Below are 25797 nucleotides of genomic sequence, written 5' to 3' on the forward strand. Positions count from 1 at the left end.
GGCATTGTAACTGAAATAAGCATTGAACTAGAGTGCCTAGATCGTTTTTAAACTACGAAGCGGCTAGAAAGGCTGAAATTACGCGCTGCTTAAAAGCTCCCAATCTAAGTCCATCGAATGCACTAAGAGATCCGGTTGAGTTAAGTTCGGTACTGATAGCGCCACTCCAAACCAACTTTGATTTTACTTCTTCTCGCTCTTCTAAGAGACCATGACCAGTTAAGCAAGTACGTTGAGATTCTGACTCAAACTCTATCAAGCTCTCTATTTTCGCAAACATGCAAGAGTCAGGAATATCTTGTTCAATCCGCTCTGAAAACTCTATGAGGCTTTGCTCTGCAAAAGTAAATAGCCACGCTTGTTGGTTTGCGGCCTCATTGACTCTAAGGATGCGTCCAAGGACCTGTCGAAAATACAGCTCAGTTTTAACAGAGCTCATATGACAACAAACTTGAAGCCGAGGGATATCAGTTCCTTCGCTGATCATCCCTACACTGACAATCCATTGAACATCACTTTGACGATAACGTTCTATCTCAGCTAACGGATCTTCATGGCGATAAGTAACGATTGATGCAGATTGAGAGTACTTTTGAGAGAGTATCTTTTGGATTGTTTGAGCGTGCTGAACAGAAGAGGCTACGACTAACCCTCCAGCATTGGGGGATTGAGTTCGAATTTCCGCAAGCTTCTTACAGCCGAGCCCAAGTAAATACTCCATCGCATCCTGATTATGTATAACACTTTGATATGAGGTTTTGGTCTGCTTGAGCATTTCTAAGATTGAAAAAAACGATTCAACTTTCTCATCACTGGTCACTGAAAGATGTTCGTTATCAACCAACACCAACTTTGGAGATCGGCAAACCTTATCGACAATTGCTTGCTGTAAGGTGTATTGATAATCAACGAGGATTTGACCGTCAGGGTCACTATATTCAGACATAACTATTGGTAGAGAGTCTGAACGCCATGGAGTACCAGACATAGCAAGTGTGTAAGTCGCGAGCCCTTGAACCTTCGTAAGTACTTGTTGACCCCAAACGTTCGCATTTTCAAGTTCAGACCCAGAGCAATGGTGGATCTCATCAAATACAACAAATACTCGATGGTTACGTAACGTCTTCCAAAAATCATCATTAAGGAATTGAATAGATTGGTATGTTAACGACTGCCCAATAGAGCCTAATCCGCCATTAAAAGTACAATTCAGAATCTGAGAAAAGGTTCTTTTGATTCCATCAGAAACCGTTAAAGATGGAGAAAAGCACAATACAAGATCCACCAGACCTTCGTTAAGCAACCTTGATGCAACTGTTGCAGCGAGCACCGTTTTACCGGCGCCAGGAGTTGCTTGGCAGAAAAAGTGCTGTTGATTTGTCTTAAATTTCTGTAACGCTTTTTCAGAACATTCTACCTGCCACTGTCTTAACACGGTTGGTCGCCCTCTGAGAGAGTTTTCAGGACATTCTCCAATCCATTTACCTTTCCAAGCAACTGCGCTGAACGTTCTCTTGCTCGCTGTAACAGTGGAACTAGCCGGCTCTCAAGTTCAGGGAAGCGACATTTTAATGAATGGTATTCATCTATTTCACCAAGCACGATCTCCAATTCACCTTTGTATTCGTTGCTCTCTCGGAATAGCACAGAGTAATCCGATGTAGATTGCATTACCGAAACTTCACGTTCAGAATTTCTTCGAGGAAGCACTTCAAGTTCCAGAAATTGCTCGGTTTGAAAATACCTTTTGTTTCTTCCTTCACCTTCGCTTCGAAGCCAACCTCTTTGTTGATATTGCCATATTTGGCGATAAACCTTCTTCCGAGCTTCATCAAGATTCGGTGTACGACACCCACCATTAAATAAGACATCTCTTGCTTCTATAACAGAAAAACCATCCATTCTTTTTTCAATCAACAACTTGTGCATTACTGCACTGATTTTTATAGAACGTTTCATGTACCAGTTATACCAATCAAAATACTAAGGATTGCTTAGTATACAGAAATCAGTAAAACTAAGAAAATCTTAGTCACATAGAGCCAATTAGTATGAATCATAAATGTCGATCGACAACCCTATTCCAATGCGGCTCAAGGAAGTACGCAAAAAAGCAAAGATCTCCCAAAAAGAATTGGGGGTGCGTATTGGTATCGATGAAAGTTCGGCTAGTGCGCGAATGAATCAGTACGAGAAAGGAAAGCATACGCCAGATATCAGTACATTGAAGAAAATGGCTGACGAGCTGGGTGTGCCTCTAAATTACTTTTTTTGTGAGGATGAAAGTTCAGCTGAACTAGCTTGCTTGATTGCGAAAATGAGTGAAGAACAAAGAAACAAGCTAACGGCACAGATAAAAGCAACTAACCTTAAAAACCAAAAAGAAAATTAGAAGTATATGAGTGATATTTTGAACGCTGTACATCATACTATCCGTAACCTATATGAGCTCAAGGCAGTCGATGGAAAAACTTTACGTGAGTTTGAAGCTATTTGTTTATCAGATTCATATGACGTTACTAGCTTTGAAGATCAAGATACTAAAGCTCAAACAATAAGTTCCAGCACATTACCGATTAGTCGTGATAAGAAATAAACAAAAGCCATAACTTTTGAACACAACTAGCAAACTTTGAAATCCCCCCTCCCCCAAGCAGGTAATACAGTCGATATTTTTCTGGAAACTGATATTATCTAAACTCAATTTTTAGGAAAAATAGCGAAAGATAGCTATTTTTCTGGAAAAGGCTATCAAGCCTTATCATTTAATCCTTTCCAGATTTATTTCAGAAACCACCTGTGTTGGTAGATTATTACCATGCGTTAAACCTTTGTAAGTCAAAGAAATATTATGAAAAAGCCGACATCTGTCGGCTTTTTGTGTTTTTTACCGTATGTTTGAATGTTTATTAACCGAACAGCATTTAACACACTTAACTTGGAAGAAAGATCACGCTACAATCGCGCGCTATAAAATTACACGCATAAAAATAACAAATAGCTCTATTACAGAATAGGATATACGAGTAATGAAAAAAGTGAGTATTCTCGCAGCGGCGATTGCAGTGGCTTTAACAGGTTGTGGTAGCGACAGTTCTAATTCAGGTGTCACAACACCGACAGAACCATCAACAACAACCAACAAATTTATCGATGCCGCTGTTGAAGGTATCTACTACAACACCAGTTCTGGCTTAAACGGTGTTACAAATAGCGAAGGCGAATTTACCGCTAAAACTAACGACACTGTGACCTTCTTCATTGGTGGTGAAAACGGCTTAAAAGTAGGCGCAGCATCAAACCGTGATGTACTGACTCCATTTGAAGCGGCGGGTAAATACGCTCGTGCACTTAACCTAGCAATTTTACTTCAGTCTCTGGATAACCAGTTTGGTAGCACTTCAGATGAAATTCTGACAATTCCAGATGTGTTGCGTGAGCCTGATGCTGCTACGTTAGCGAAGATGAAAGATCTGAGTCTTGATGACCGCGCTAGCGTGATTGACTTCCTAGATACGATGGATGTAGATGCGGCTAATATTGCCTCTGAAGAACAAGCATTAACTCATATGGAAAATGCATTTGGATCAATGGAACGCGGTGATGACTCTGCAAATCCATTTATCACTGCTGGCAAATTCGTTCGTTACATTGATGTCACCCAGAACTCTAACGAATTCATATACGTCCACGCTGACAAGCTAATGGAAGAAGAAATGTTCGAGCGTACTCGCGGCATGACCGAGATGACGTTCAAAGTGAATTCTGCAGAATCAGTCACTATGTTCGCAGGATCTAACGACTATTCATTATCAGAAAGCTTTGCTGAGCAATACCTAACATGTGTATCTAACTCTGCTCATCAATGGATAGATGAAGACAGCTCGAAACTACAAGGTTGTGATACAAACAAGGATGGTACTGTAGACCAAACAAATGGCTCAGTAACACCTGATAGCAAATTTGTATTGAATGACGCGTTTGCCTACAAACTTCGAGACTTGGCACAATCAGAAACCGCTGATGAAGAATTCACAGCCGAAGACATCGAGGGATGGAAGCCATTCGATGTACAAAAAGCATCTGACTTGAATCACTACACCGCAAACAATGTCTGGGATGACAAAGATAAAGACAGCGACCCATCAAACTGGATTCGTGATACGACTTCTGGCTCTTTCGATCCTGTAACTGGCATTTATTCTGAGATTGTTAAGAAAGAAACACTGGGGAGCGACGCAAATAATCCTCAACCTCGCGTAACAGAGCGTGTTGCTTACTACTACGAAATTCCAACAAAAGATTCTGAACGTTATGTAGATTTCACTGGTACATGGGAAACGAAAGAGTACTGTGACAATGGCGAAGTTGCAGTGAGTACTATGGTGTTCGGCACAACAAAAGTAACTACATCAGGTTTTGAGTGTGACAGCGAAAATGGCGGCCAATCTTCACCAGAAGATATGGGGCAGTTTGATGCAACCTACGCGGAGTTAGGCGCTATCGATTACTGGTGGTTTGGTCAAACAGACCGAGCTTCAAAAGCGACACTGACAGAACTGAACACAGTAGTTCGTTTCTGCGACCAAGACAATTACGTTGCAGGCGCTGCTTGTACCTCAAATGATGAATACTTCGTTAAGTGGGAATACCAACCTGCGGGTACCAATTGGGATGAAGGCCTACTGATCCGTCGTAAGATGGATAACACAGGTAACACCGATGGTCGTGTTAGCATCATGCAGAAAATCAACTAATCACTGAGTTATTTTGATGACTTAATCAAAAACCAGAAGCCGTGCTTCTGGTTTTTTTCATTTTGACCCCACATGAACCTTCAAACAACTATCAACGTAGATACCAAAACAAAGACCTATCTAGAACAGCAATGGAGTTTGTTATGAATCTACTAATTGAATCATTTGAAGGCGGGATCTACTTGGCTTACCAAGTTATTGGCGAGCAAAAGCAATTAATTAAAGATGACCACCAGCACCCAATGAAGTTTTTGAGTGTTAACCAAGCACGCGACCACTTTAGCGACCAAGGCGTAGCGTCGGCAATGCTGGTTCACAACAGTGCCTACGACGAAATGTGTGGTGAGCATTGTGGCCACACCCAACCGTTCGAGATTGATTTGAAATGGAGTTAAATCAACTTCAAATCAATCGCGATAAAAATTGAAAGGCTTACATCAATGTAAGCCTTTCTTATGGGAATAGCTTTCCCTCTTATTCATTTAAATCAACGCAATGTCCTCTTCTGTCTGCGTTTGATGTTTTGCTCTTTCACAATAAAATCGAACAGTGGAGCGAAGAGGTTGGCGAATAAGATAGCCAGCATGATGCCCTCTGGATAAGCAGGGTTGAGCACGCGAATACCAACCGTCATCACACCGATAAGCATCCCGTAAGCCCATTTACTCTGATTGGTAAACGCGGCAGAAACTGGGTCGGTCGCCATAAAGAAAGTACCAAAGGCAACGCCACCCAACACAAAGTGCCAGTAAAACGGCATCGAAAACATCGAGTTAGTATCCGACCCTATCCAGTTCAGTAAACTCGAGGTCGCCACAAGCCCAACAATCACACCGGCGACAATGCGCCAAGACGCTATCTTCATCACAATCAAAATCAACCCCGTCAGCATGATAAGCAGTGACGACACCTCACCCATCGAACCTGGAATATTACCGATAAAGGCATCCATCCAGGTGATCGCCTCGCCAGTCATGTTATTGATGAGTGACGTGCTGCCGCCTTCATACCATTGACTCAGCGGTGTCGCGCCTGAATAGCCGTCAGCGGCAACCCACACAAGCCCACCCGACATGTTGGCTGGATAGGCGAAATAGAGAAACGCGCGGCCTGCAAGGGCTGGGTTCAAGAAGTTTCGTCCTGTACCACCGAACAGCTCTTTGGCGACAACGATACCAAAGGTGATACCTAAAGCGGCTTGCCAAAGCGGGATGGTTGGCGGAAGAATGAGTGCGAATAGTACCGAGCTAACAAAGAAACCTTCATTCACCTCATGTTTTCGTACAACGGCAAATAAAACCTCCCAGACGCCACCTACTACAAACACCGTGGCATAAACGGGTAGGAAATAGAGTGCACCAAGCAACATCTGACTTGCCCAGCCACTTGCCATCAATGACTGCGCATCACCAAATGCCCACGACAGACGCCAGCTACTCTCGATAACCGAGGCAAGTTCATTTAATTGATAACTGGATGTGAGTGCGAGAACGCTTTGGTGTCCGACGTTATACATCCCCCAGAACATTGCCGGGAAAGTCGCCAGCCATACCAGAATCATGATGCGCTTTAGGTCAATGCTGTCACGAACATGGGTTATACCGCGGTTTACGTTTCCGGGTGTATAGAATATTGTCGCGAAAGCTTCATACACTGGGTAGAGCTTTTCGTACTTCCCTCCAGCTTCGAAGCGTGGAGCCACGTCTTCTAATCGTTTTTTTAAACTCATAATCTCAATCACCTTATTGCTCGAGTTATGGTTTTCTACGCATCAACTACTCTATTTGAACAATTTATAGCGATTTTTAGTCAAATTCGTATGAAGAAAGGGTGTCCAGAAGTCGAACCGATGTTGAAAAAAGAAGGTGTAGAAGGTGTATAAACAACAAAGCCCCAGCAATGGCTGAGGCTTATTTGGTATTACAACGGGTCTTCGCTACTTCACGCACATCACATTAAGCAGTGAAGAACCTTTCAATTGGTTTACGTTTCCGTTGGTAAACAGACCTTTCTTATCTGCGCCCCAATAAGGGAGATGCATTGGCCAGTTCTGTTTTTCCATAACCTTTGAGCTCAAGATGCTCTGCCATTGCTTTTCAGTCATCAGCTTCATGTTGACCTGATTACACACCAATTCAGCGCTATCGTAATCTAGACGGCTCCAAGGCTTGCCTTGTTCCATATAGAACTGCTGCTGATGGTCTAGAAGGTAAGGAATCGCATATTGGCTACCCGCAACATTGGCTGTCACACGGATTTCGATTTCCAAATCGTTGTCTGAATTCGCGTTACCGCTTGGTAGCGTCTGAATAGCTGCAGCACTCGTTACCGCTGCCGCTTGCTTCGCAGCCACAGGTTTCGGAGCAGGTTTTGGTTTTACAGGGGCCTTAGGCTTAACCATTTTTGGCTCTGCCGGTTTTGCAACGATAGGCTGTGATGAGGTTTTCGACTTATCGACCATGCGAATAAAGGCTTCACCATAACCGGGAACCTTGCGCACCTGAGCTAAGTCTTTTCTCGCATCAGAGAAGGTAGAATAAGGTCCGATTAAGCAACGATAGTCTCCGCCTTCAGGCTTCATCCAAACGTTGGTCGAGATCTTCTCATATAGGGGCTTTGCTCGGTTCAGTGACAAAGGCTTATTCAGCAGACCACATTGAACCCAAAACAGCTCGTTATCTGAATGACGTTTAGGCGCCTTACTCCCCCAAACACCCTTGCCGATCGGACATGATTGCTCTAGCTGTGGTAATTGGTTAGTGCTTGCCTGAGTTGCATCACATAGAACCGACTCTGCACTCACTTGGCTCGATACCAAAAGAGATGCAGCGATAAGTCCCATACGATAATTTCTCGTCACAGCACGACATACAGCATTCATTGTCAATTTCATAACCACCACTTAAACCCTTGCGGGCTAATTATTACCGAATCTATGTCGATAAAACATGAATTCCATTTTAACTATTATTGACACTGTCAATAATACTAAGTTCCAGATCCATTAAGCAAAAAAAGAGCCGTAATTGCTTACGGCTCTTAATTTAGTGACTTTTTTTACTAAAAATCAAACCGGGCTATCACCCTTTATAAATTTTCGGGTTAAACACGTCACGTAACCAGTCGCCTAATAGGTTAATAACGAGAACCAATGTTACCAAAAGCACACCTGGGAATGCTGTGATCCACCATGCTCCTGAGAAAATGTAGTTAAAACCAGTACTGATCAGGGCACCGAGTGATGGTTGGTCTACCGGAAGACCTAAACCTAGGAAAGAAAGTGCCGCTTCTGACATGATGGCATTTGCCACCTGTACCGTAGAGATAACCAAAATCGGTGATAAACAGTTAGGCAGAATATGGCGGAACATGATGCGAGGCGCTCTAAAGCCCATCACACGTGCCGCTTCTACGTACTCTTTCTTCTTCTCTGCCAATACCGATGCACGAATCGTACGAGCATACTGCGGCCATTCAGCAATACCGATGATCACCACCAGCATAACAACCGCATATTGCGCGTAGAAGTCACTACCGAAACTCGCCTTAAAGATGGCCGAGACAATGATCGCAACCATCATGGTTGAGAACGAAAGCTGAACATCGGCAAAACGCATCAGGAAGCTATCAATACGACCACCGAAGTAACCTGCAGACAAGCCAATGATGATACCGAGAGTCAGCTGAAGACCTACCGCTAGGAAACCGATCGTCAATGACAGACGCGAGCCGTAAAGCATCGTAGATAAGATGTCACGACCCTGCTCATCAGTACCCAGTAGGAAGCGTTCTTCGCCGTCTTCCATCCAAGATGGTGGCAACTCAGAATCCATGATGTCGATAGACGTCACGTCATACGGGTCTGTTGGCGCTAGAATAGGTGCCGCTAATGCCATAACAAGGAAAGCTGCAAAGATAGCGAAGCTCACCATTGCCACTTTGTCACGTAAGAAGTAGTACAGAATGTCTGACTGCTTGAATCGCTCCCAACGAGATGGAGCTGTTGTTGTTTGTTCCATGATTATGCTCCTTTCCCTGTGATGTTCACTGTTGGGTTAATGATGCCGTATAGCAGGTCAACAATGGTGTTAGTTACTACGAAGATCAGGCCAACGAAGATAACGTATGCGGTAATCAGTGGTGTATCCACTCGGTTAATCGCTTCAAGGAATAGGAAGCCGGTACCCGGCCACTGGAATACAGTTTCAGTAAGAATGGTGTAAGCCACCATAGTACCGATTTGAACACCGCCTACCGTTAGTACTGGCAGCATTGTGTTTTTCAAAGCGTGTTGGTAGTAAATCTTGTTCAGCGCTAGGCCTTTTGCTTTACCAAACTTGATATATTCAGAGCTAAGAACCTCTAGCATTTCAGAGCGTACTAGACGAATGAACAGAGGCAGCATGATAGATGCTAGAGCAATACTCGGCAGCACTAAGTGTGCAAGGCCATCGAGCGTTAAGAAACCAGACTCCCAGCCAAACCAGTTTGCGGTCTCACCACGTCCAAACGACGGCAGCCAACCTAACTCAATAGAGAATACATACATCAACATGATTGCGGTTAAGAAAACAGGCACAGAAATGCCGATACTACTGCCCGCCATCACCAGTTTAGTGAAGAAGCTTTTTGGGTGTATTGCAGAATAAACGCCAAGTGGAATCGACAGACAAACAATGATCAGAGAAGCGCCGAACACAAGCTCAAGCGTTGCGACTAGTTTATCTAAGATTACGTCCACAGCTGGGCGTTTAAAGAAATATGAAGTACCAAGATCACCTTGTAGAGCTGCGCCCACAAAGCGAGTGTATTTTGTAATGAAGGGATCATTTAAGCCGAGTTCATCACGCAGCGCTTGACGCTCCGATTCTGAAACAGATTGACCGACTAACTCACGCAACGGGTCGCCCAGGTTATCCTGAATGGCAAACGCCACCAAACTGATCACAAACATCACTATCAGTGCCTGAAACAGGCGCTTGACCAGAAACGTAACCATTCCTTGCCCCTTATCTATCCATGACTATCTAGTCGAAATCCGCGACTAGATAACAAAATTCAGTCTTAAAAAAGGTATTTAGCCAGACTGAAGGAAGACCAAATACCGAAACTTAAATCTATATCTTAATAATTTGAGAGCCTGAAAAGCTTCAGGCTCTCGATTCTAGCAAGCTAGATTATTTTACAACTAGGTCGCCGAAGTAAGGCATAACCATTGGGTTTACTACGTCTGCTGCACCTACGTTAGACTTCGCGCCCCACGCTTCACTTTGCCAGTGTAGCGGTACGAATGCTGCGTCGTTGTAAAGTGTTGCTTCAACGCCTTTCAGCATTTCAGCACGCTTAACTGGGTCAGTTTCAGTGTTAGAAGCTTCTACGATCGCATCCATTTCTGGGTTTGAGTAGCCAGAACAGTTGTATTGACCACGGCCAGTCTCTTCGTTACGAGTCATAGTTAGGAACTCGTTGAAGTTAGCTGAATCTTCTGTATCTGAGTGCCAGCCGATCATCATCATGTCTGCTGAACATAGGTCAAACTCAGGCCAGTACTGTGCTTTAGGCATAGTTTTAAGATCAACTTTGATACCAATCTTAGACAGCATTGCCGCAGACGCTTGCGCTACTTTCGCATCGTTCACGTAACGGTTGTTTGGAGCCATCATAGTTAGCGTAAAGCCATCTTCGTAGCCCGCTTCTTTCATCAGCTCTTTCGCTTTTTTCAGATCGTAACGAGGAACTAGGTCTTCGTTGTGACCCGCGTAGCCTGTTGGGCTTTGCTGACCAGCTGCTGTTGCGAAGCCTTTCATGATCTTCTTAACGATACCTTCGTTGTTGATTGCGTGAACAATCGCCTGACGAACGCGAACATCTTTAAGTGCTTCGTTGCTGTTTTGGTTCATTTGGAACGTGATGATACGAGTACCAGGTAGCGTCACTAGATCGATGTTCTTAGCGTTTTTAACACGCTTGTGATCGTTTGGTGCTACTGGGTGAATCATATCAACGTCGCCAGAAAGAAGTGCTGCAACACGTGTCGCGTCTTCTTTGATTGGCACAAGTGTTAGCTTGTCTACGTTGCCTTCAGTTTCTGTGTCCCAGTAATCGTTGAAACGCTCGAACGTTACTTTAACGCCTTGCTCACGCTGCGTTACGATAAATGGACCAGTACCTGAAACGTTAGTCGAAGCAAACGAGTTACCGTGCTTAACTAGCTCAGACTTGTCTTTACCTTCCGCTGTTTGGCCAGAGTAGAACTTGCTGTCCATTGGGAAGATGTAAGTTGCTGTTTGTAGTACTAGTGGGTAAGCCGCTTTTGATACTAGCTCAACTGTGTAGTCATCCACTTTTACCATTTTTTCGTATGGCGTGAAGATAGACTTAAAGTCTGGAGAAGCTTGTAGACGTTCAAAAGTCCACACAACATCATCAGCAGTCAGTTCGTTACCAGAGTGGAATTTCACACCTTTACGTAGGTTGAAGCGGAAAGTCGTTTCATCAACACGCTCCCAGCTAGATGCTAGGCGGCCTTCAAAATCCATCTCTTGAGTGAAACGTACTAGAGGGTCAAACACCATGTGAGACATTTGCAGTGTGCCACCAGACAGCTGCTCGTGCGGGTCAAGTGATACTGGGTCAGCTGCGTAGCCAACGGTAATATCTGCTGCTGCTGCACTAAAGCTTAGGCCAGCTGCCATTAAAGCTACTGCTAATTTGCTTTTCATGGTTTTCATTGCATAACTCCTTCATGCGGGAATCCAGATCCCTAGTTGTTGTATTTGCGTCTGTTTATTGTTGTTAGCAAGCTAAACTCCAGCCTGCTGATTTTTATACCGCGGCTTGTGCCACTGCTTTTTCTTCTCTTAAGCCTGTAAATTCAGGCATTAAAGAAATCAGTTGTTTGCTGTATTCATGCTGAGGTGATTGGAACAGCTGCTCCGTTGGCGCAACCTCCAATAATGTCCCCATCTGCATCACACCAACACGGTCACACATTTGGCGAATAACCGGTAGATCGTGACTGATGAACAGCATGGTTAGGTTTAGCTCGTCTTGTAAGTCTTTTAGTAGGTTAAGAATCTGAGCCTGTACCGACACGTCCAGTGCCGATGTTGGTTCATCACAAATCAAAAGACGTGGGCGAGTCGCCAAAGCGCGAGCGATAGAAATACGCTGACGTTGACCACCTGAGAATTCGTGTGGGTACTTCACCCCAGCCATTTTGCCTAAACCCACGTGCTCTAGCAGGTCGTTCACGATCTGACGAGTTTCATTTTCGTTGCGAGTAAGCTTATGGAATCGGATAGGTTCAGCAATGATGTCGAATATCTTCATTCGAGGGTTCATTGATGTGTAAGGGTTTTGGAAAACCATCTGCATTTGACGACGCATAGGGCGACGTTCTTTTTCAGATTTCAGACCAGTAAGATCAACGCCTTCAAACGTTACCTTGCCTGAGTTTGGTGCGTACAAGCCAGCAATCACACGAGCAATCGTTGATTTACCTGAACCTGATTCACCTACTAAACCAAACGTCTCACCTTCATGCACTTCAAAGCTCACGTTGTTTGATGCTTGAACGTACTCACGACGGCTCTCAAAGAAAGAATCTTTGGTAGTAAAGCGTAAGTTTACGTTCTCAACGTTCAACAGAGGGCCAGTGTAATCACGGTGATCTTGGCTTTGACCTAACCAGTGGTTCTTCACATCCAATGGTTCCATCTCTTGTGCTTCTTCGATGTAGCTAACAAGAGGGAAACGATCGAGTTTGCGATCCGAACGAGGAACCGCAGAGATAAGACTGTGTGTATATGGGTGCTCAGGAGTACCCAGAACTTTCGCTGTTGGGCCAAACTCAACTAAGTCACCACGATACATAACGGCTACGCGGTCGGTAACGTTAGATACCACGCCCATGTCGTGCGTGACCAACATGCAACCTACGTTCTTCTTAATACATAGGTCGCGAATCAAACCCAAGATCTGGTCTTGGATAGAAACATCCAGTGCTGTTGTTGGTTCATCTGCGATGATTAGGTCAGGTTCACCTGCCAATGCGATCGCGATAACCACACGCTGACGCATACCGCCAGAGAATTGGTGAGGGTACTGCTTTAAACGGTTTTCTGGTTGTGGGATACCCACTTGGTTCATCAAGTCTAATGAGCGCTGGTAGGCTTCTTGATCCGAAACCTTCATGTTGGCATGAATCGTCTCTTTTAACTGCTGTTCTACTGTGAATAGAGGGTTAAGAGAAGTCATTGGGTCTTGGAAGATAAAACCAATCTTTGAGCCGCGAACAGAACGCATCTGTTCAGGAGATAAACCAGAGACTTTTTCGCCATCCAGAAATACCTCGCCGCTAGCAATGCGGCCAGGAGGGCTCAGCAAATCGATCACAGCATTACCTACTGTTGATTTACCTGCACCAGACTCGCCTACAACACCAACAATCTCACCACGTTCAATGTTGAACGAAAGTGATTTAACTGCGGCGTGAACTCCATGACGAGATGGGTATTCGATACGAAGATTTTTTACTTCTAAAAGTGACATTACCAGACCTCTACTGCTTTGGCAGCTTTCTGCCCTGTCTGCAAAATTGAATCCATTCTTACCAGAATATTGTTCTGATATTTTATACGGTTGACAATTTGGCAAATAATTCACAGAAAAGCAACAAAAATAGGATAAAAAGTCGACATTAAACGCTTAGCAAGCAAAAGTGCCACATAACTATTCACCAAAAGAGCATATAGTAAGAAAAATCAACATTATATTATCGGCAAGAAATACTCACAAACTCCTTACCACTACTTACTTGTAGAGTTAAAGCCGTGCTTCAAAGCAGATCTCACTACCAGTCACTAAAAACAAATAATTATTCCAAAAAACAATTAACACTATAGAAACAAGCGCTAATTTTGTTAATTTGAACAAATAAAACAACCAGATAAACGTTAATTAGCCATACATTTAACCATCTGTATTATTTTGGTAAATACAAAACAGACAAACGAAAGGCCTAATAAATCAGAGGAGTTTTTGAACGACCAAATGCGTACAAAGCTGTCAAATTCAGGCCTTAGTGAGCAAATTTAGGGTCAGGTTTCACTTTTCATAAAAGTCTTTAGACCAAACCCATTAATATATCGAATTATTGAGCACTCCATTTATATAAAATTAGATATAGAACTGTACATTTGATAAAGAAAGCAACTCTGTAGCAGCACCATTATCAAGCAGATCGTTAGGAATCTGTCTTATATAAGAAGGGGAGATAGATGTAAGAAGCCCCGTCATTTCTGACGCGGACGGCTAGTTGAGGCTTCTTAAGTGATCAGTGAAGAGACATTCTTTGAACATCAGGCGAACCCCACTCTGTTCAAGTTATCTAAGTTTCAGATGTAAAAAAGCCCTAGTCTTTCGACTAGGGCTTCTTAAGGTGGTCGGTGAAGAGGGATTCGAACCCCCGACCCTCTGGTCCCAAACCAGATGCGCTACCAAGCTGCGCTATTCACCGAGACGTTTCGTTTGATTTCTCAAACTGGGAACTTCAAAGAAGCTACCAAAATTAATGGGGTGGCTAACGAGATTCGAACTCGCGACCACCGGAATCACAATCCAGGGCTCTACCAACTGAGCTATAGCCACCACTAATTTTTTATATAACCGCTTAAAAGCGATTATTGAAATAGTGGTCGGTGAAGAGGGATTCGAACCCCCGACCCTCTGGTCCCAAACCAGATGCGCTACCAAGCTGCGCTATTCACCGACTAGTTTTGTATCGACTCTTGGGAATAATGAATCAACACTGGAAGCCGAAGCTACCGATATTTTGTAAAGAAAGAATGGGGTGGCTAACGAGATTCGAACTCGCGACCACCGGAATCACAATCCAGGGCTCTACCAACTGAGCTATAGCCACCATTATTTCTTTTTGCCAATTTCTCACTTACCGAAGTAAGAGACCGGATGGCGCGCCTGAAAGGATTCGAACCTTCGGCCTTTGGCTCCGGAGGCCAACGCTCTATCCAGCTGAGCTACAGGCGCATGCCCTGTCGGCGGAGTGGAATAATACGTATATCACCCAATGCCGTCTAGTACTTTTTTAACTTTTTTTTCTGTTTGGTCTCTTTTTCGACAGTTAATATGTGATAAACCCCTTATTTGAGTACTACAACCCGCCACAGCTTATAAGTTGTTGTTTATTGCAACAACTTATCGGGATATAATCACCCATTATTTACATTGGTTTAACAGTTGCTCTTTGCTGGTTAAAGCCAAAACACCCTTCCAACACTATAAATTGGTAAGCATGTACTTACCTTGGGAATGTAAAGTGAGTTTAATGGATATGTCTCGTCGAATTTTAAGCGTTGTCATCGCAGTTTTAACCTTTTCAACTGGCGCAATGGCTGCAGGCCTAAGCGAAGCGGAGCACGATGCAATTGCTGAACGCATCAAACCAGTTGGCCAAGTTTACCTAGTCGGCAGCGAGCCAGTAGCCGCAGAACCAACAGGCCCTCGTGATGGCGCAGCAGTTTACGGTACCTTTTGTATCGCTTGTCACGCATCTGGCGTAAGTGGCGCACCTAAAACAGGTGATGCTGGTGACTGGGGTCCTCGCATTGCTCAAGGTCGCGACATTCTAGCTGACCACGCAATCAACGGCTTCAATGCGATGCCAGCGAAAGGTTCATGTATGGATTGTTCAGACGACGAAATCAAAGATGCTATCGAGCACATGATTGCCGGTCTGTAATTAAAAATGCCAGATTCAGAAAAGGTGACCTCATGGTCACCTTTTTTATTGGCTTCTATATAGTGCGATTAAAGTAGGGCATTACTTCTTGTTGAACATCGCTCGAATATTCGCAATGTGCGCCTGCCCTTTTTCCATTCTTTCTTCAGCGGATTGAGGCTTCTTAACGCTTTCCCACTCCACATCATCGTGCGGCAGCTCATCGAGGAAGCGGCTTTGTGTTGGCTTTATTAATTCACCATATTGACGACGTTCACGACACTTAGTAAAAGTCAGCTCTTTCTGCGCTCGAGTAATCCCCACATACATAAGACGACGTTCTTCTTCTACGTTGCCTTCATCGACACTGGTTTGGTGCGGCAAGATGCCCTCTTCTGCACCCATCAGGAATACATATGGGAACTCTAGACCTTTCGATGCATGCAATGTCATTAATTGGACTTGATCTGCATCGTCATCATCCTCACCACGCTCCATCATATCGCGCAGCGTTAAACGTTGAACCACCTCGCGCAGGGTTTTCTCTTCTTTATCGTAGTTGTCACCCTCAAGATCGGCCACAATCCAGCTATACAGATCAGAGACGTTCTTCATTCGCATTTCAGCGGCTTTCGGGCTTGGAGAGGTTTCGTAGAGCCAATCTTCGTAATTAATGTCACGAACCAAAGAGCGAACCGCCTCAACTGTATTACCACGCTCTGCATTATCCGAGATACGAACAATCCAATCGCTGAAACGACGCAGGTTTTCCAAACCACGGCCCGTCAGCGTTTGCTCTAAGCCCATTTCGAAGCTGGCTTCAAACAGGCTTTTACCGCGCATGTTGGCGTAGCTGCCTAATTTTTCAAGCGTAACTGGGCCGATCTCACGACGTGGTGTGTTTACAATACGCAGGAAGGCGTTGTCATCATCAGGGTTCACCAACACACGTAGGTAAGCCATGATGTCTTTAATTTCTGCTCTGGCGAAAAAGGATGTACCGCCTGAGATTTTGTAAGGCACACGGTTCTGCATCAAGGCTTTTTCAATCAAGCGAGATTGGTGGTTACCGCGGTAAAGCACTGCGTAATCTTTGTATTCTGTGCGATTCAAAAACTTGTGGGCGATGATCTCACCGGTAATACGCTCTGCTTCATGCTCTTCATTCTTAGCATTTAATACCTTGAGCTTTTCACCATCTGGGATCTCAGAGAACAGTGACTTCTCATAGACGTGCGGATTGTTGGCGATCAAGATGTTCGCTGCTCGCAAAATTCGACTGGTCGAGCGGTAGTTTTGCTCTAGTTTGATCAAGCGTAGGTTCGGGTAATCCTCACCTAACAAAACCAAGTTTTGTGGTTTTGCGCCACGCCATGAGTAAATAGATTGGTCATCATCACCTACGACCGTCAAACGACCACGTTCACCCACCAGTAAACGAACCAACTCATATTGGCTAGTGTTGGTATCTTGATATTCATCGACCAGCAAATAACGAATACGAGACTGCCAGCGTTCACGCACTTCTTGATTGGTTTTCAGTAGCAATACTGGCATCGCAATCAGATCATCAAAATCGAGTGCGTTATAGGCCTTCATCTGCTTCTGATACATCTCAAAACAGAATGCAAACAACTGCTCTTGTTCACCTTGAGCTCTTGCTTTCGCCTGATCTGGCGTCAGCATGTCATTCTTCCAATTTGAGATGGTACTCATCAAAGAACGCAGCAGATCCTTATCACCATCGATCTGTGTTTCGGTTAGTTCTTTAAGTAGAGCTAACTGGTCTTGGTCATCAAACAGCGAGAAGCCTGCTTTCAGACCCAGCGCTTTGTATTCTCGGCGAATGATGGTTAAACCCATGGTATGGAACGTTGAAACGATCAGACCTTTAGATTCACCTTTACCTAGAGTTTGACCCACACGCTCTTTCATCTCGCGTGCCGCTTTATTGGTAAAGGTTACCGCTGCAATATTACGAGCCTTGTAGCCACACTCTTGAACCAAGTAAGCAATCTTGTTGGTGATAACACGTGTTTTACCCGATCCAGCGCCCGCTAATACTAAGCAGGGACCAGAAACATACTTCACGGCTTCATCTTGTCTTGGGTTCAGTCTCATTTGATTCTCAATTTGGTCTAGAGGAGCGAATTCAATTGCGCGCCTATAATAATGCTGCAACACCACGAATGCTACGTTCTCTTATACAAGATTTTTACGCTACTTGTGTAAAACTTTGTTGCACATGTGTATGGTTCTTGGGCTATAATGAATGAACGTTCATTCACTGGTGATGGAATAATGACAACTCATGCACCTCAGGATAAACGCCAACAAATACTTTCTGCCGCTGAAAAGCTCATTGCGGAGGTCGGCTTTCAAGGCCTTTCAATGCAAAAATTAGCCAAAGAGGCGGGAGTTGCTGCAGGCACTATCTACCGCTACTTCGACGATAAAGACCACTTGATAGATGATGTTCGAGTGCTCGTGACTCAACGAGTAGCAGATGCTGTTCAAGAAGGGGTTGATGATTCGGATCCAATTAAGCAACGCTACCGTACTATGTGGTTGAACATATGGAACTTAGCGGGAACGAACTTAGCCGCGATAAAAAATCGGGTTCAATATGACTCACTGCCCATCACAAATAGCCTAAACTTCAGGGAACTAGAACGTAAAATGTTTGCCCAAGTTGAGCTGCTATTTAATGAGGGTAAAGAGCAAGGACTGTTTAAACCACTTGATAATGAAGTATTAAGCGGCTTGAGCTTAGCGGCTAGTGTATCTCTAGCGCGAAAGCATTCTTTAGGATTTTACCAACTCGACGAGGCAGAACTAGAATCTGCAATAGAAGCCAGTTGGGATGCAATAATTAAACACTAGATCGGAGTTTTGACCATAATGAAAAAGTGGACTTTCTTCATGTTACTCATCGCTGTACTTCTTTTCGGCAGCGTTATTGGGTTCAACATGTTCAAACAACAAAAAATTGCTGAGTATATGGCCAACCGCCCTGAACCAGAGTTTCCAGTAACGGTTACTGAAGTTCAGCCGATCGACTGGGTTCCAGTAATTGAAGCTATCGGCTTCATAGAACCTAACCAAGGTGTCACGCTAGCGAACGAAACCAGCGGTGTTATTGACCAAATCTCTTTTGGTTCTGGTACTGATGTTAAAAATGACCAGCTTCTTGTTCGTCTTGATTCTGGCGTAGAAAAGGCAAATCTAAAGAGTTCTGAAGCTCGCCTGCCTGCGGCAAAAGCAAAATACAAACGCTACCAAGGCCTGTATAAGAAAGGTTCTATTTCAAAAGAAGCATACGATGAAGCAGAAGCAAACTACTACTCTCTATCTGCTGATATTGAAAGCCTAAAAGCATCGATTGCCCGTCGCGAGATCCGCGCTCCGTTTGACGGCACTGTCGGTATTCGTAATGTGTATCTAGGCCAATACCTACAATCTGGCACTGACATCGTTCGCCTAGAAGACACCAGTGTTATGCGCCTACGCTTCACTATTTCTCAAAATGACATCTCTCGTATTGAGGTTGGTCAGGCGATCGACATCTTCGTTGATGCATACCCAGAAAAACCGTTTAAAGGTTCTATTAGTGCCATTGAGCCTGCGGTTAGCATCCAAAGTGGTCTTATCCAAGTACAAGCCGATATCCCAAACAACGATGGTAAGTTACGTAGCGGTATGTTTGCGCGCGCTAACATCATTCTACCTAAACTAGCAAACCAAGTGACACTGCCTCAGACGGCCATCACTTTCACACTTTACGGTGACAATGTTTATATTTTACGTGAAGAAGATGGTGTGCAGCGTGTGAAACAACAAGTGGTGAAAGTAGGTGAACGTACAGAAAGTATTGCTCACATACTGGAAGGCGTAGAGCCTGGCGATGTTGTCGTGACAACGGGTCAAGTTCGTTTAAGTAACAATGCTAAAGTTCGAGTTGTAGAAAGTGATGCAACGACGCCGCCAGCTGAAACACCAATGCTGTAATTGGAGGAATCATGCGCTTTACTGATGTTTTTATTAAACGTCCAGTTCTGGCTATTTCAATCAGCTTTTTGATCGCATTGCTTGGCTTCCAAGCAATCTTCAAAATGCAGGTTCGTGAATACCCAGACATGACAAATACGATCGTGACGGTCACGACGAGCTATTACGGTGCCAGTGCCGATCTGATCCAAGGCTTTATAACTCAGCCATTAGAACAAGCGATCGCTCAAGCCGATAATATTGATTATATGACGTCGCAGTCCGTACTCGGTAGCTCGACTATTACGGTCAATATGAAGCTCAATACCGACCCGAATGCCGCGCTGTCTGACATACTGGCCAAGACTAACTCGGTACGTTCTCAGCTTCCTAAAGAAGCCGAAGATCCAACCGTAACTATGTCTACCGGTTCAACAACGGCGGTACTCTACATTGGTTTTACGAGTGATGAACTCTCTGCAAGCCAAATTACCGACTACCTTGAGCGAGTGGTTAACCCACAACTGTTTACCGTTAACGGCGTATCAAAGGTCGACTTGTACGGCGGGATCAAATACGCATTACGTGTATGGCTTGATCCTTCCAAAATGGCAGCATTAAACCTGACAGCCACTGACGTGATGACGGTGCTTAATGCAAACAACTACCAATCAGCAACTGGCCAAGCAATTGGTGAGTTTATGCTGTACAACGGCAGTGCCAATACCCAAGTAACCAATACCGATGAATTAGAAAGGTTGGTGGTCAAAACCAGTCAAAATGGCGGTTCTATTGTTCGCTTAGGTGATATTGCTAAGGTTTCACTAGAAAAAAGCCACGATGTGGTTCGCGCAAGTGCTAATGGCAAACAAACGGTTGTAACCGCCATCAATGCAGCGCCAAGTGCTAACCCGATCAACATTGCTGCTGATGTTATGCAGCTGTATCCTGAGTTGGAGCGAAACCTACCAAGCAATATCAGCATGAATATCATGTATGACTCAACCATTGCGATTAATGAATCCATTCAAGAGGTTATACACACGATTGTTGAAGCCGCGCTGATTGTATTAGTGGTTATCACGCTATTCTTAGGCTCATTGCGTGCGGTTATCATTCCTATCGTAACCATCCCTTTATCGCTGGTTGGTGTTGCGATGGTGATGCAAGTCATGGGTTTCTCATGGAACTTAATGACGCTACTGGCGATGGTATTAGCAATCGGTCTAGTGGTTGATGATGCAATCGTAGTACTGGAAAACGTCGATCGACACGTCAAATTGGGGGAATCTCCTTTCAGGGCTGCCATCATTGGTACCCGTGAAATTGCAGTACCGGTTATTGCAATGACACTGACATTGGGCGCGGTTTATGCCCCTATCGCAATGATGGGTGGTATCACAGGCTCGCTGTTTAAAGAGTTCGCATTAACCCTCGCTGGCGCGGTATTTGTTTCTGGAATCATCGCTTTAACACTGTCTCCAATGATGTGTTCAAAGCTGCTAAAAGAAAATGCACAGCCGAGTAAGTTTGAACTGAAGGTACACAGCGTACTTGATCGTATGACAGGCCGTTACTCTAAGATGCTGCATGCGATCATGGATCATCGTCCGGTTATCATTGGCTTTGCGGTCATTGTATTTTTAAGCTTGCCGATGCTGTTTAAATTCATCCCAAGTGAACTTGCCCCTGCAGAAGATAAAGGGGTGGTGATGATGATTGGTACTGGTCAATCAACGGCTAACCTAGACTACCTAAGTAACACGATGGATGACGTGAGCGGTATCTTGGTGACCCAGCCTGAAATCCAATACGCTCAATCCTTCACTGGTGTACCAAACTCAAACCAAGCATTTGGTATTGCCTCAATGGTGCCATGGAGTGAGCGCACGGCTAGCCAATCTGAGGTAACGAACCGTATCAGTGGATTGCTACAAGATATCCCAGGCATGGCAGTAACCGCGTTCCAAATGCCAGAGTTGCCGGGTGCCGGTTCTGGTCTACCACTCCAGTTTGTGATTACCACACCAAGCAGCTTTGAGAGCTTATTCGCTATCGCAACCGATATTTTAACGGATGTGAAAGATAGCCCTCTCTTTGTCTACTCTGACCTTGATTTGAACTACGATTCAGCAACGATGAAGATTCAAATTGATAAAGATATGGCGGGCGCTTATGGGGTAACGATGCAAGATATCGGTGTCACCCTAAGCACCATGATGTCGGATGGTTACGTTAACCGTATTGACCTCAACGGTCGTTCTTATGAAGTGATCCCTCAGGTTGAGCGTAAGTTCCGCTTAAACCCAGAGTCAATGAATCATTACTACGTTCGAGCCAGCAATGGTGATGCTGTTCCTCTCGGTAGCTTGGTAACAATTGATGTGGTGGCAGAGCCTCGCTCTCTTCCTCACTTCAACCAGTTGAACTCAGCGACGGTCGGTGCGGTTCCTATGCCGGGCGCGGCGATGGGTGATGCGGTAAACTGGTTTGAAAACATTGCCCAAACCAAATTACCTGCAGGCTATAACCATGACTACATGGGTGAGTCGCGTCAGTTTGTAACAGAAGGCAGCGCACTGTATGTGACGTTCGGTTTAGCACTGGCGATCATCTTCTTGGTTCTGGCGATTCAATTTGAGTCGTTAAAAGATCCATTGGTTATCATGGTGTCGGTGCCACTCGCAATATGTGGTGCATTGATTGCGCTCGCTTGGGGCGCAGCGACGATGAACATCTACTCGCAAGTGGGGCTGATTACCTTGGTTGGTCTGATTACCAAGCACGGTATCTTGATCTGTGAGGTAGCAAAAGAAGAGCAGCTGCATAATAAATTATCACGCAAAGAGGCGGTTATGGAGGCGGCAAGGGTACGTCTACGTCCAATCCTAATGACAACAGCGGCGATGATTGCAGGCCTGATCCCACTGATGTACGCCACGGGTGCAGGTGCAGCTCAGCGCTTTAGTATCGGTATTGTTATCGTTGCTGGTCTGGCGATTGGTACGCTGTTTACGCTGTTTGTTCTGCCGGTTATTTATAGCTACTTAGCCGAAAAACATAAACCAATTCCAGTTTTCCTCGAAGATAAAGATCTCGAGAAGCTGGCCCGTGTTGATGAAGCAAAAGCGGCGCACAGAGAATTAGCTAACAATAAGTAATTTCCCTGTCGTATTAACAATAAAAAGGCTACTTCGGTGGCTTTTTTTTGTACGCCATAGGCGACATCTTTGATGTGATTAAATAGAATAGTGATAAATATTCAGGAGTTTTAATTGATATGTTTGATCCAAAAAAACTAGAGCAAATTGCTAAGCAGATCCACGATTCTATGCCTCAACCAGTAAAAGAGCTTGGTTCAGACGTAGACCAAAAAGTTCGCCAAGTTATCCAAGGCCAACTCAACAAGCTAGACGTTGTGAGCCGTGAAGAGTTTGATGTTCAAACACAAGTACTGCTTCGCACTCGCCAGAAGCTCACTGAAATGGAACAAAAACTGGCTGAACTAGAAGCAAAGCTTTCAGACAAATAGTCATTTTTTTCAATCAGTTCAAGTTCGAATAAAGGCTTACCTTCGGGTAAGCCTTTATTTTTTCCTCAATCTATCAAGCCTTCACCGGTAAAATAGTTGCAAGCATAAAAAAGCCCCGAACAAATGTTCAGGGCTATTTTTATTCAGTGATGAACTGGAAGATTAACCGCCAACAGCGATACGCTTCATGTCGCTCATGTAGCTACGTAGCTCTTCACCAATGTATTCTACAGGGTGGTTACGGATAGCTTCGTTTACTTCAATTAGCTTAGCGTTATCAACTTGGTTAGATGTCTCACCTAGACCACGGCCGATGACGTCCGTTGCTACTGAAGGCATGAACTTCTCACGTAGTAGCGGTGTTGCTACGTTAGCGAATAGGTAGTTACCGTACTCAGCAGTATCAGAGATTACAACGTTCATTTCGTAAAGACGCTTACGAGCAACTGTGTTTGCGATTAGTGGAAGCTCATGTAGAGATTCGTAGTAAGCAGACTCATCAATGATGCCTGATGCCGTCATAGCTTCGAATGCTAGCTCAACACCGGCACGAACCATAGCAACCATTAGGATACCGTTGTCGAAGTACTCTTGCTCTGAGATTTCTACGTCAGAAGCTGGGTAGTTTTCGAATGCAGTTTCGCCTGTCTCTTCACGCCAGCCTAGTAGGTTCACGTCATCGTTCGCCCAGTCAGCCATCATTGTGCTAGAGAAGTGACCAGAGATGATGTCATCCATGTGCTTGTTGTAAAGCGGACGCATTAGGTCTTTAAGCTCTTCAGAAAGCTCAAACGCTTTAACTTTAGCCGGGTTAGATAGGCGATCCATCATGTGAGTTACGCCACCAAACTTAAGTGCTTCAGTAATCGTTTCCCAACCGTATTGTAGAAGCTTGCCTGCGTAGCCAGGTTCGATGCCATCAGCAATCATCTTCTCGTAAGATACGATAGAACCCGCTTGTAGCATGCCACAAAGGATAGTTTGCTCACCCATCAGGTCAGATTTAACTTCTGCTACGAAAGAAGACTCTAGGCAACCTGCACGGTGACCACCAGTACCTGCAGCCCAAGCTTTAGCGATATCCCAACCTTCGCCTTTAGGGTCGTTTTCTGGGTGAACAGCGATAAGTGTTGGTACACCGAAGCCACGTTTGTACTCTTCGCGAACTTCAGAGCCAGGACACTTAGGTGCAACCATTACTACAGTAAGGTCAGCACGTAATTGCATGCCTTCTTCCACAACGTTGAAGCCGTGAGAGTAACCAAGAGCAGCGCCTTGCTTCATTAGAGGCATTACTGTTTCAACAACGTTTGTGTGTTGCTTATCAGGAGTAAGGTTGATTACTAGGTCTGCTTGAGGGATTAGCGTTTCGTAGCTACCCACAACAAAGCCGTTTTCATCAGCATTTTTGAATGATTGACGCTTTTCATCAATTGCCGCTTGGCGTAGAGCGTAAGATACGTCTAGACCAGAATCACGCATATTTAGACCTTGGTTTAGGCCTTGAGCACCACAACCAACAATTACGATTTTCTTACCTTCAAGGTATTCAGCTTCTGTCGCGAATTCTTCACGATCCATAAAGCGGCAACGACCTAATTGGTCTAGTTGTTCACGAAGGTTTAATGTATTGAAATAGTTAGCCATTCTAGGGCACTCCTTTAAAAATAAGTCCGTAAGGTCGATATCTCTCTATCGAATGACTTCATACTAAAACAGACACTCCGTTGCTGAAAGTGATATATTCACAATTAGTTATTGCAATAAATGCAACATGGAAACGATCGCAGAACATGAACATAAAATCTCTACAATTATTTATACATTTATGCGACAGCAAGAGTTTCAGCAAAACCGCTGCTGCTATGCACGTCAGTCCTTCAGCGCTGAGCCGTCAGATACAAAAGCTTGAAGAGGAAACAGGACAAGAACTGCTAATCAGAGACAACCGCAGTGTTGATCTTACCCCAGCAGGAAAACACCTATTGCCTGTAGCATTGAGCATCGTGGGAGAGTGGCAGCAATATAACCTTCACCTGAAGGGCGGAGAGCAAGAACTTAAAGGTGAGATCCGTATATTTTGTTCAGTAACGGCTAGCTACAGTCACCTACCTGAGCTCATAACCGAATTCAGAGCTATTCATCCGTACATTGAATTTAAGCTCTCTACAGGCGATCCAGCTCAATCCATCGACAATATTTTAAATGATGAAGCAGATATTGCTATCTCAGCGAAGCCAGACATTCTTCCCTCAAGATTAGAGTTCGAAACCATCAGCGATATACCACTGTCAGTCATCATCCCATCCGGTGTGAGTAGTTTTAGCCAGCAGCTGCAATCAGATAAACCAAACTGGAATGAAGTACCTTTTATCATCCCAGAAGCAGGTACTGCACGAGAACGTGCGAACGCATGGTTCAAAAAGATGAAGATAAAGCCCAACATTTACGCTCAGGTATCAGGTCATGAGGCGATTGTAAGCATGGTTGCGCTAGGTTGTGGGGTTGGTATTGCGCCAGACGTTGTAATCAACAACAGTCCTGTGAGAGATAAAGTCGACCGCTTAAAAATAGAGCCAATCAAGCCGTTTGAATTAGGAGTGTGCTGTAAGCGATCGCAGTTAGAAAATCCGTTAATTAGAGCATTTTGGCAGATCGCTGAAGGTAAATACCTTCAAGACTAGTTATCTATAAGTGATAACAAGCAAGTGTGGAGTCACAGATAATACCAATTAAAGTAAAAATGTGATCTAATTAAGATTGATGAATTATTGTGAAAT

At 44.4% G+C, this 25797-nt stretch carries 20 protein-coding genes and 5 tRNA genes; 10 read left to right on the forward strand and 15 right to left on the reverse strand.

Going from position 1 to position 25797, the window contains the following annotated elements; genetic code table 11:
* Positions 1-52 precede the first annotated feature (52 nt).
* Both AB6D06_RS07270 and AB6D06_RS07275 read right to left on the reverse strand, forming a co-directional pair.
* A complete protein-coding gene (locus tag AB6D06_RS07270; RefSeq protein WP_372110084.1) occupies positions 53-1435 on the reverse strand; it encodes a DEAD/DEAH box helicase in 1383 nt (460 codons plus the stop codon).
* Positions 1429-1959, reverse strand: coding sequence for a hypothetical protein (locus AB6D06_RS07275; protein ID WP_372110085.1), 531 nt, complete (start codon positions 1957-1959; stop codon positions 1429-1431). The genes AB6D06_RS07270 and AB6D06_RS07275 overlap by 7 nt, the downstream gene beginning before the upstream one ends.
* A gap of 103 nt (positions 1960-2062) precedes the next feature.
* Between AB6D06_RS07275 and AB6D06_RS07280 the strand changes: the two genes are divergently transcribed.
* From AB6D06_RS07280 to AB6D06_RS07295, 4 genes are all read left to right on the forward strand, one after another.
* Positions 2063-2392, forward strand: coding sequence for a helix-turn-helix domain-containing protein (locus AB6D06_RS07280; RefSeq protein ID WP_372110086.1), 330 nt, complete (start codon positions 2063-2065; stop codon positions 2390-2392).
* A 6-nt stretch (positions 2393-2398) separates the two neighbouring features.
* Positions 2399-2596 (forward strand): hypothetical protein, encoded by a 198-nt coding sequence (locus AB6D06_RS07285; RefSeq protein WP_216605595.1) that lies wholly within the window; start codon positions 2399-2401, stop codon positions 2594-2596.
* 433 nt (positions 2597-3029) lie between these two features.
* Positions 3030-4757 (forward strand): hypothetical protein, encoded by a 1728-nt coding sequence (locus tag AB6D06_RS07290; protein WP_372101182.1) that lies wholly within the window; start codon positions 3030-3032, stop codon positions 4755-4757.
* 41 nt (positions 4758-4798) lie between these two features.
* Positions 4799-5152: a DUF6482 family protein gene (locus AB6D06_RS07295; protein ID WP_372101180.1), complete on the forward strand. Its 354-nt coding sequence runs from the start codon at positions 4799-4801 to the stop codon at positions 5150-5152.
* 92 nt (positions 5153-5244) lie between these two features.
* Here AB6D06_RS07295 and AB6D06_RS07300 read toward each other — a convergent pair whose 3' ends face one another.
* The 11 genes from AB6D06_RS07300 to AB6D06_RS07350 form a co-directional block, all read right to left on the reverse strand.
* Entirely contained in the window at positions 5245-6486 is a 1242-nt protein-coding gene (locus AB6D06_RS07300; protein ID WP_372101179.1) for an NADH:ubiquinone reductase (Na(+)-transporting) subunit B, read from the reverse strand.
* 207 nt (positions 6487-6693) lie between these two features.
* Positions 6694-7650 (reverse strand): SPOR domain-containing protein, encoded by a 957-nt coding sequence (locus tag AB6D06_RS07305; protein ID WP_102573478.1) that lies wholly within the window; start codon positions 7648-7650, stop codon positions 6694-6696.
* A gap of 187 nt (positions 7651-7837) precedes the next feature.
* Positions 7838-8776, reverse strand: a complete 939-nt coding sequence (locus AB6D06_RS07310; protein ID WP_017060135.1) for an ABC transporter permease — start codon at positions 8774-8776, stop codon at positions 7838-7840.
* A gap of 2 nt (positions 8777-8778) precedes the next feature.
* A complete protein-coding gene (locus tag AB6D06_RS07315) occupies positions 8779-9756 on the reverse strand; it encodes an ABC transporter permease (RefSeq protein ID WP_017060134.1) in 978 nt (325 codons plus the stop codon).
* Positions 9757-9934: 178 nt separating this feature from the next.
* Positions 9935-11488 carry an ABC transporter substrate-binding protein gene (locus tag AB6D06_RS07320; RefSeq protein WP_017060133.1) on the reverse strand — a complete coding sequence of 518 codons (1554 nt, stop codon included), beginning with the start codon at positions 11486-11488 and terminating at the stop codon, positions 9935-9937.
* Positions 11489-11582: 94 nt separating this feature from the next.
* Entirely contained in the window at positions 11583-13310 is a 1728-nt protein-coding gene (locus tag AB6D06_RS07325) for an ABC transporter ATP-binding protein (protein ID WP_017060132.1), read from the reverse strand.
* 890 nt (positions 13311-14200) lie between these two features.
* Positions 14201-14277, reverse strand: a tRNA-Pro gene (locus AB6D06_RS07330).
* Between the two features lie 55 nt (positions 14278-14332).
* Positions 14333-14408 (reverse strand) — tRNA-His (locus AB6D06_RS07335).
* Between the two features lie 44 nt (positions 14409-14452).
* Positions 14453-14529, reverse strand: a tRNA-Pro gene (locus AB6D06_RS07340).
* A gap of 77 nt (positions 14530-14606) precedes the next feature.
* A tRNA-His gene (locus tag AB6D06_RS07345) sits at positions 14607-14682 on the reverse strand.
* A gap of 48 nt (positions 14683-14730) precedes the next feature.
* Positions 14731-14807 (reverse strand) — tRNA-Arg (locus tag AB6D06_RS07350).
* Positions 14808-15105: 298 nt separating this feature from the next.
* Here AB6D06_RS07350 and AB6D06_RS07355 point away from each other — a divergent pair.
* A complete protein-coding gene (locus AB6D06_RS07355; RefSeq protein WP_017063036.1) occupies positions 15106-15519 on the forward strand; it encodes a cytochrome c5 family protein in 414 nt (137 codons plus the stop codon).
* A gap of 81 nt (positions 15520-15600) precedes the next feature.
* Here the strand turns inward: AB6D06_RS07355 and rep are convergent, their stop codons facing one another.
* Positions 15601-17619 carry a DNA helicase Rep gene (gene rep / locus AB6D06_RS07360; RefSeq protein WP_372101177.1) on the reverse strand — a complete coding sequence of 673 codons (2019 nt, stop codon included), beginning with the start codon at positions 17617-17619 and terminating at the stop codon, positions 15601-15603.
* Positions 17620-17799: 180 nt separating this feature from the next.
* Between rep and AB6D06_RS07365 the strand changes: the two genes are divergently transcribed.
* From AB6D06_RS07365 to ubiK, 4 genes are all read left to right on the forward strand, one after another.
* Positions 17800-18381, forward strand: a complete 582-nt coding sequence (locus AB6D06_RS07365) for a TetR/AcrR family transcriptional regulator (RefSeq protein WP_198137852.1) — start codon at positions 17800-17802, stop codon at positions 18379-18381.
* An 18-nt stretch (positions 18382-18399) separates the two neighbouring features.
* Positions 18400-19506, forward strand: coding sequence for an efflux RND transporter periplasmic adaptor subunit (locus AB6D06_RS07370; RefSeq protein ID WP_102428492.1), 1107 nt, complete (start codon positions 18400-18402; stop codon positions 19504-19506).
* Positions 19507-19517: 11 nt separating this feature from the next.
* A complete protein-coding gene (locus tag AB6D06_RS07375) occupies positions 19518-22646 on the forward strand; it encodes a multidrug efflux RND transporter permease subunit (RefSeq protein WP_017061963.1) in 3129 nt (1042 codons plus the stop codon).
* 119 nt (positions 22647-22765) lie between these two features.
* The gene (gene ubiK / locus AB6D06_RS07380) at positions 22766-23017 is read left to right on the forward strand and encodes a ubiquinone biosynthesis accessory factor UbiK (protein WP_017061964.1); all 252 of its coding nucleotides are present in this window, start codon (positions 22766-22768) and stop codon (positions 23015-23017) included.
* 162 nt (positions 23018-23179) lie between these two features.
* Here the strand turns inward: ubiK and ilvC are convergent, their stop codons facing one another.
* Positions 23180-24664: a ketol-acid reductoisomerase gene (gene ilvC, locus AB6D06_RS07385; RefSeq protein ID WP_017061965.1), complete on the reverse strand. Its 1485-nt coding sequence runs from the start codon at positions 24662-24664 to the stop codon at positions 23180-23182.
* Positions 24665-24810: 146 nt separating this feature from the next.
* Here ilvC and ilvY point away from each other — a divergent pair, with 146 nt between their 5' ends.
* A complete protein-coding gene (gene ilvY, locus AB6D06_RS07390) occupies positions 24811-25701 on the forward strand; it encodes an HTH-type transcriptional activator IlvY (protein ID WP_372101176.1) in 891 nt (296 codons plus the stop codon).
* Positions 25702-25797: the final 96 nt, after the last annotated feature.

This window comes from Vibrio sp. 10N.239.311.G01, assembly GCF_041465805.1.
Lineage (GTDB): Bacteria > Pseudomonadota > Gammaproteobacteria > Enterobacterales > Vibrionaceae > Vibrio > Vibrio crassostreae_C.

What these genes read in the sequence shown, in the direction of transcription:
- AB6D06_RS07275 (WP_372110085.1), bottom strand. Translation starts at nt 1,959, where the DNA reads ATGAAACGTTCTATAAAAATCAGTGCAGTAATGCACAAGTTGTTGATT.
- AB6D06_RS07280 (WP_372110086.1), top strand. Translation starts at nt 2,063, where the DNA reads ATGTCGATCGACAACCCTATTCCAATGCGGCTCAAGGAAGTACGCAAA.
- AB6D06_RS07285 (WP_216605595.1), top strand. Translation starts at nt 2,399, where the DNA reads ATGAGTGATATTTTGAACGCTGTACATCATACTATCCGTAACCTATAT.
- AB6D06_RS07290 (WP_372101182.1), top strand. Translation starts at nt 3,030, where the DNA reads ATGAAAAAAGTGAGTATTCTCGCAGCGGCGATTGCAGTGGCTTTAACA.
- AB6D06_RS07300 (WP_372101179.1), bottom strand. Translation starts at nt 6,486, where the DNA reads ATGAGTTTAAAAAAACGATTAGAAGACGTGGCTCCACGCTTCGAAGCT.
- AB6D06_RS07305 (WP_102573478.1), bottom strand. Translation starts at nt 7,650, where the DNA reads ATGAAATTGACAATGAATGCTGTATGTCGTGCTGTGACGAGAAATTAT.
- AB6D06_RS07310 (WP_017060135.1), bottom strand. Translation starts at nt 8,776, where the DNA reads ATGGAACAAACAACAACAGCTCCATCTCGTTGGGAGCGATTCAAGCAG.
- AB6D06_RS07315 (WP_017060134.1), bottom strand. Translation starts at nt 9,756, where the DNA reads ATGGTTACGTTTCTGGTCAAGCGCCTGTTTCAGGCACTGATAGTGATG.
- AB6D06_RS07320 (WP_017060133.1), bottom strand. Translation starts at nt 11,488, where the DNA reads ATGAAAACCATGAAAAGCAAATTAGCAGTAGCTTTAATGGCAGCTGGC.
- AB6D06_RS07325 (WP_017060132.1), bottom strand. Translation starts at nt 13,310, where the DNA reads ATGTCACTTTTAGAAGTAAAAAATCTTCGTATCGAATACCCATCTCGT.
- AB6D06_RS07355 (WP_017063036.1), top strand. Translation starts at nt 15,106, where the DNA reads ATGGATATGTCTCGTCGAATTTTAAGCGTTGTCATCGCAGTTTTAACC.
- rep (WP_372101177.1), bottom strand. Translation starts at nt 17,619, where the DNA reads ATGAGACTGAACCCAAGACAAGATGAAGCCGTGAAGTATGTTTCTGGT.
- AB6D06_RS07365 (WP_198137852.1), top strand. Translation starts at nt 17,800, where the DNA reads ATGACAACTCATGCACCTCAGGATAAACGCCAACAAATACTTTCTGCC.
- AB6D06_RS07370 (WP_102428492.1), top strand. Translation starts at nt 18,400, where the DNA reads ATGAAAAAGTGGACTTTCTTCATGTTACTCATCGCTGTACTTCTTTTC.
- AB6D06_RS07375 (WP_017061963.1), top strand. Translation starts at nt 19,518, where the DNA reads ATGCGCTTTACTGATGTTTTTATTAAACGTCCAGTTCTGGCTATTTCA.
- ubiK (WP_017061964.1), top strand. Translation starts at nt 22,766, where the DNA reads ATGTTTGATCCAAAAAAACTAGAGCAAATTGCTAAGCAGATCCACGAT.
- ilvC (WP_017061965.1), bottom strand. Translation starts at nt 24,664, where the DNA reads ATGGCTAACTATTTCAATACATTAAACCTTCGTGAACAACTAGACCAA.
- ilvY (WP_372101176.1), top strand. Translation starts at nt 24,811, where the DNA reads ATGAACATAAAATCTCTACAATTATTTATACATTTATGCGACAGCAAG.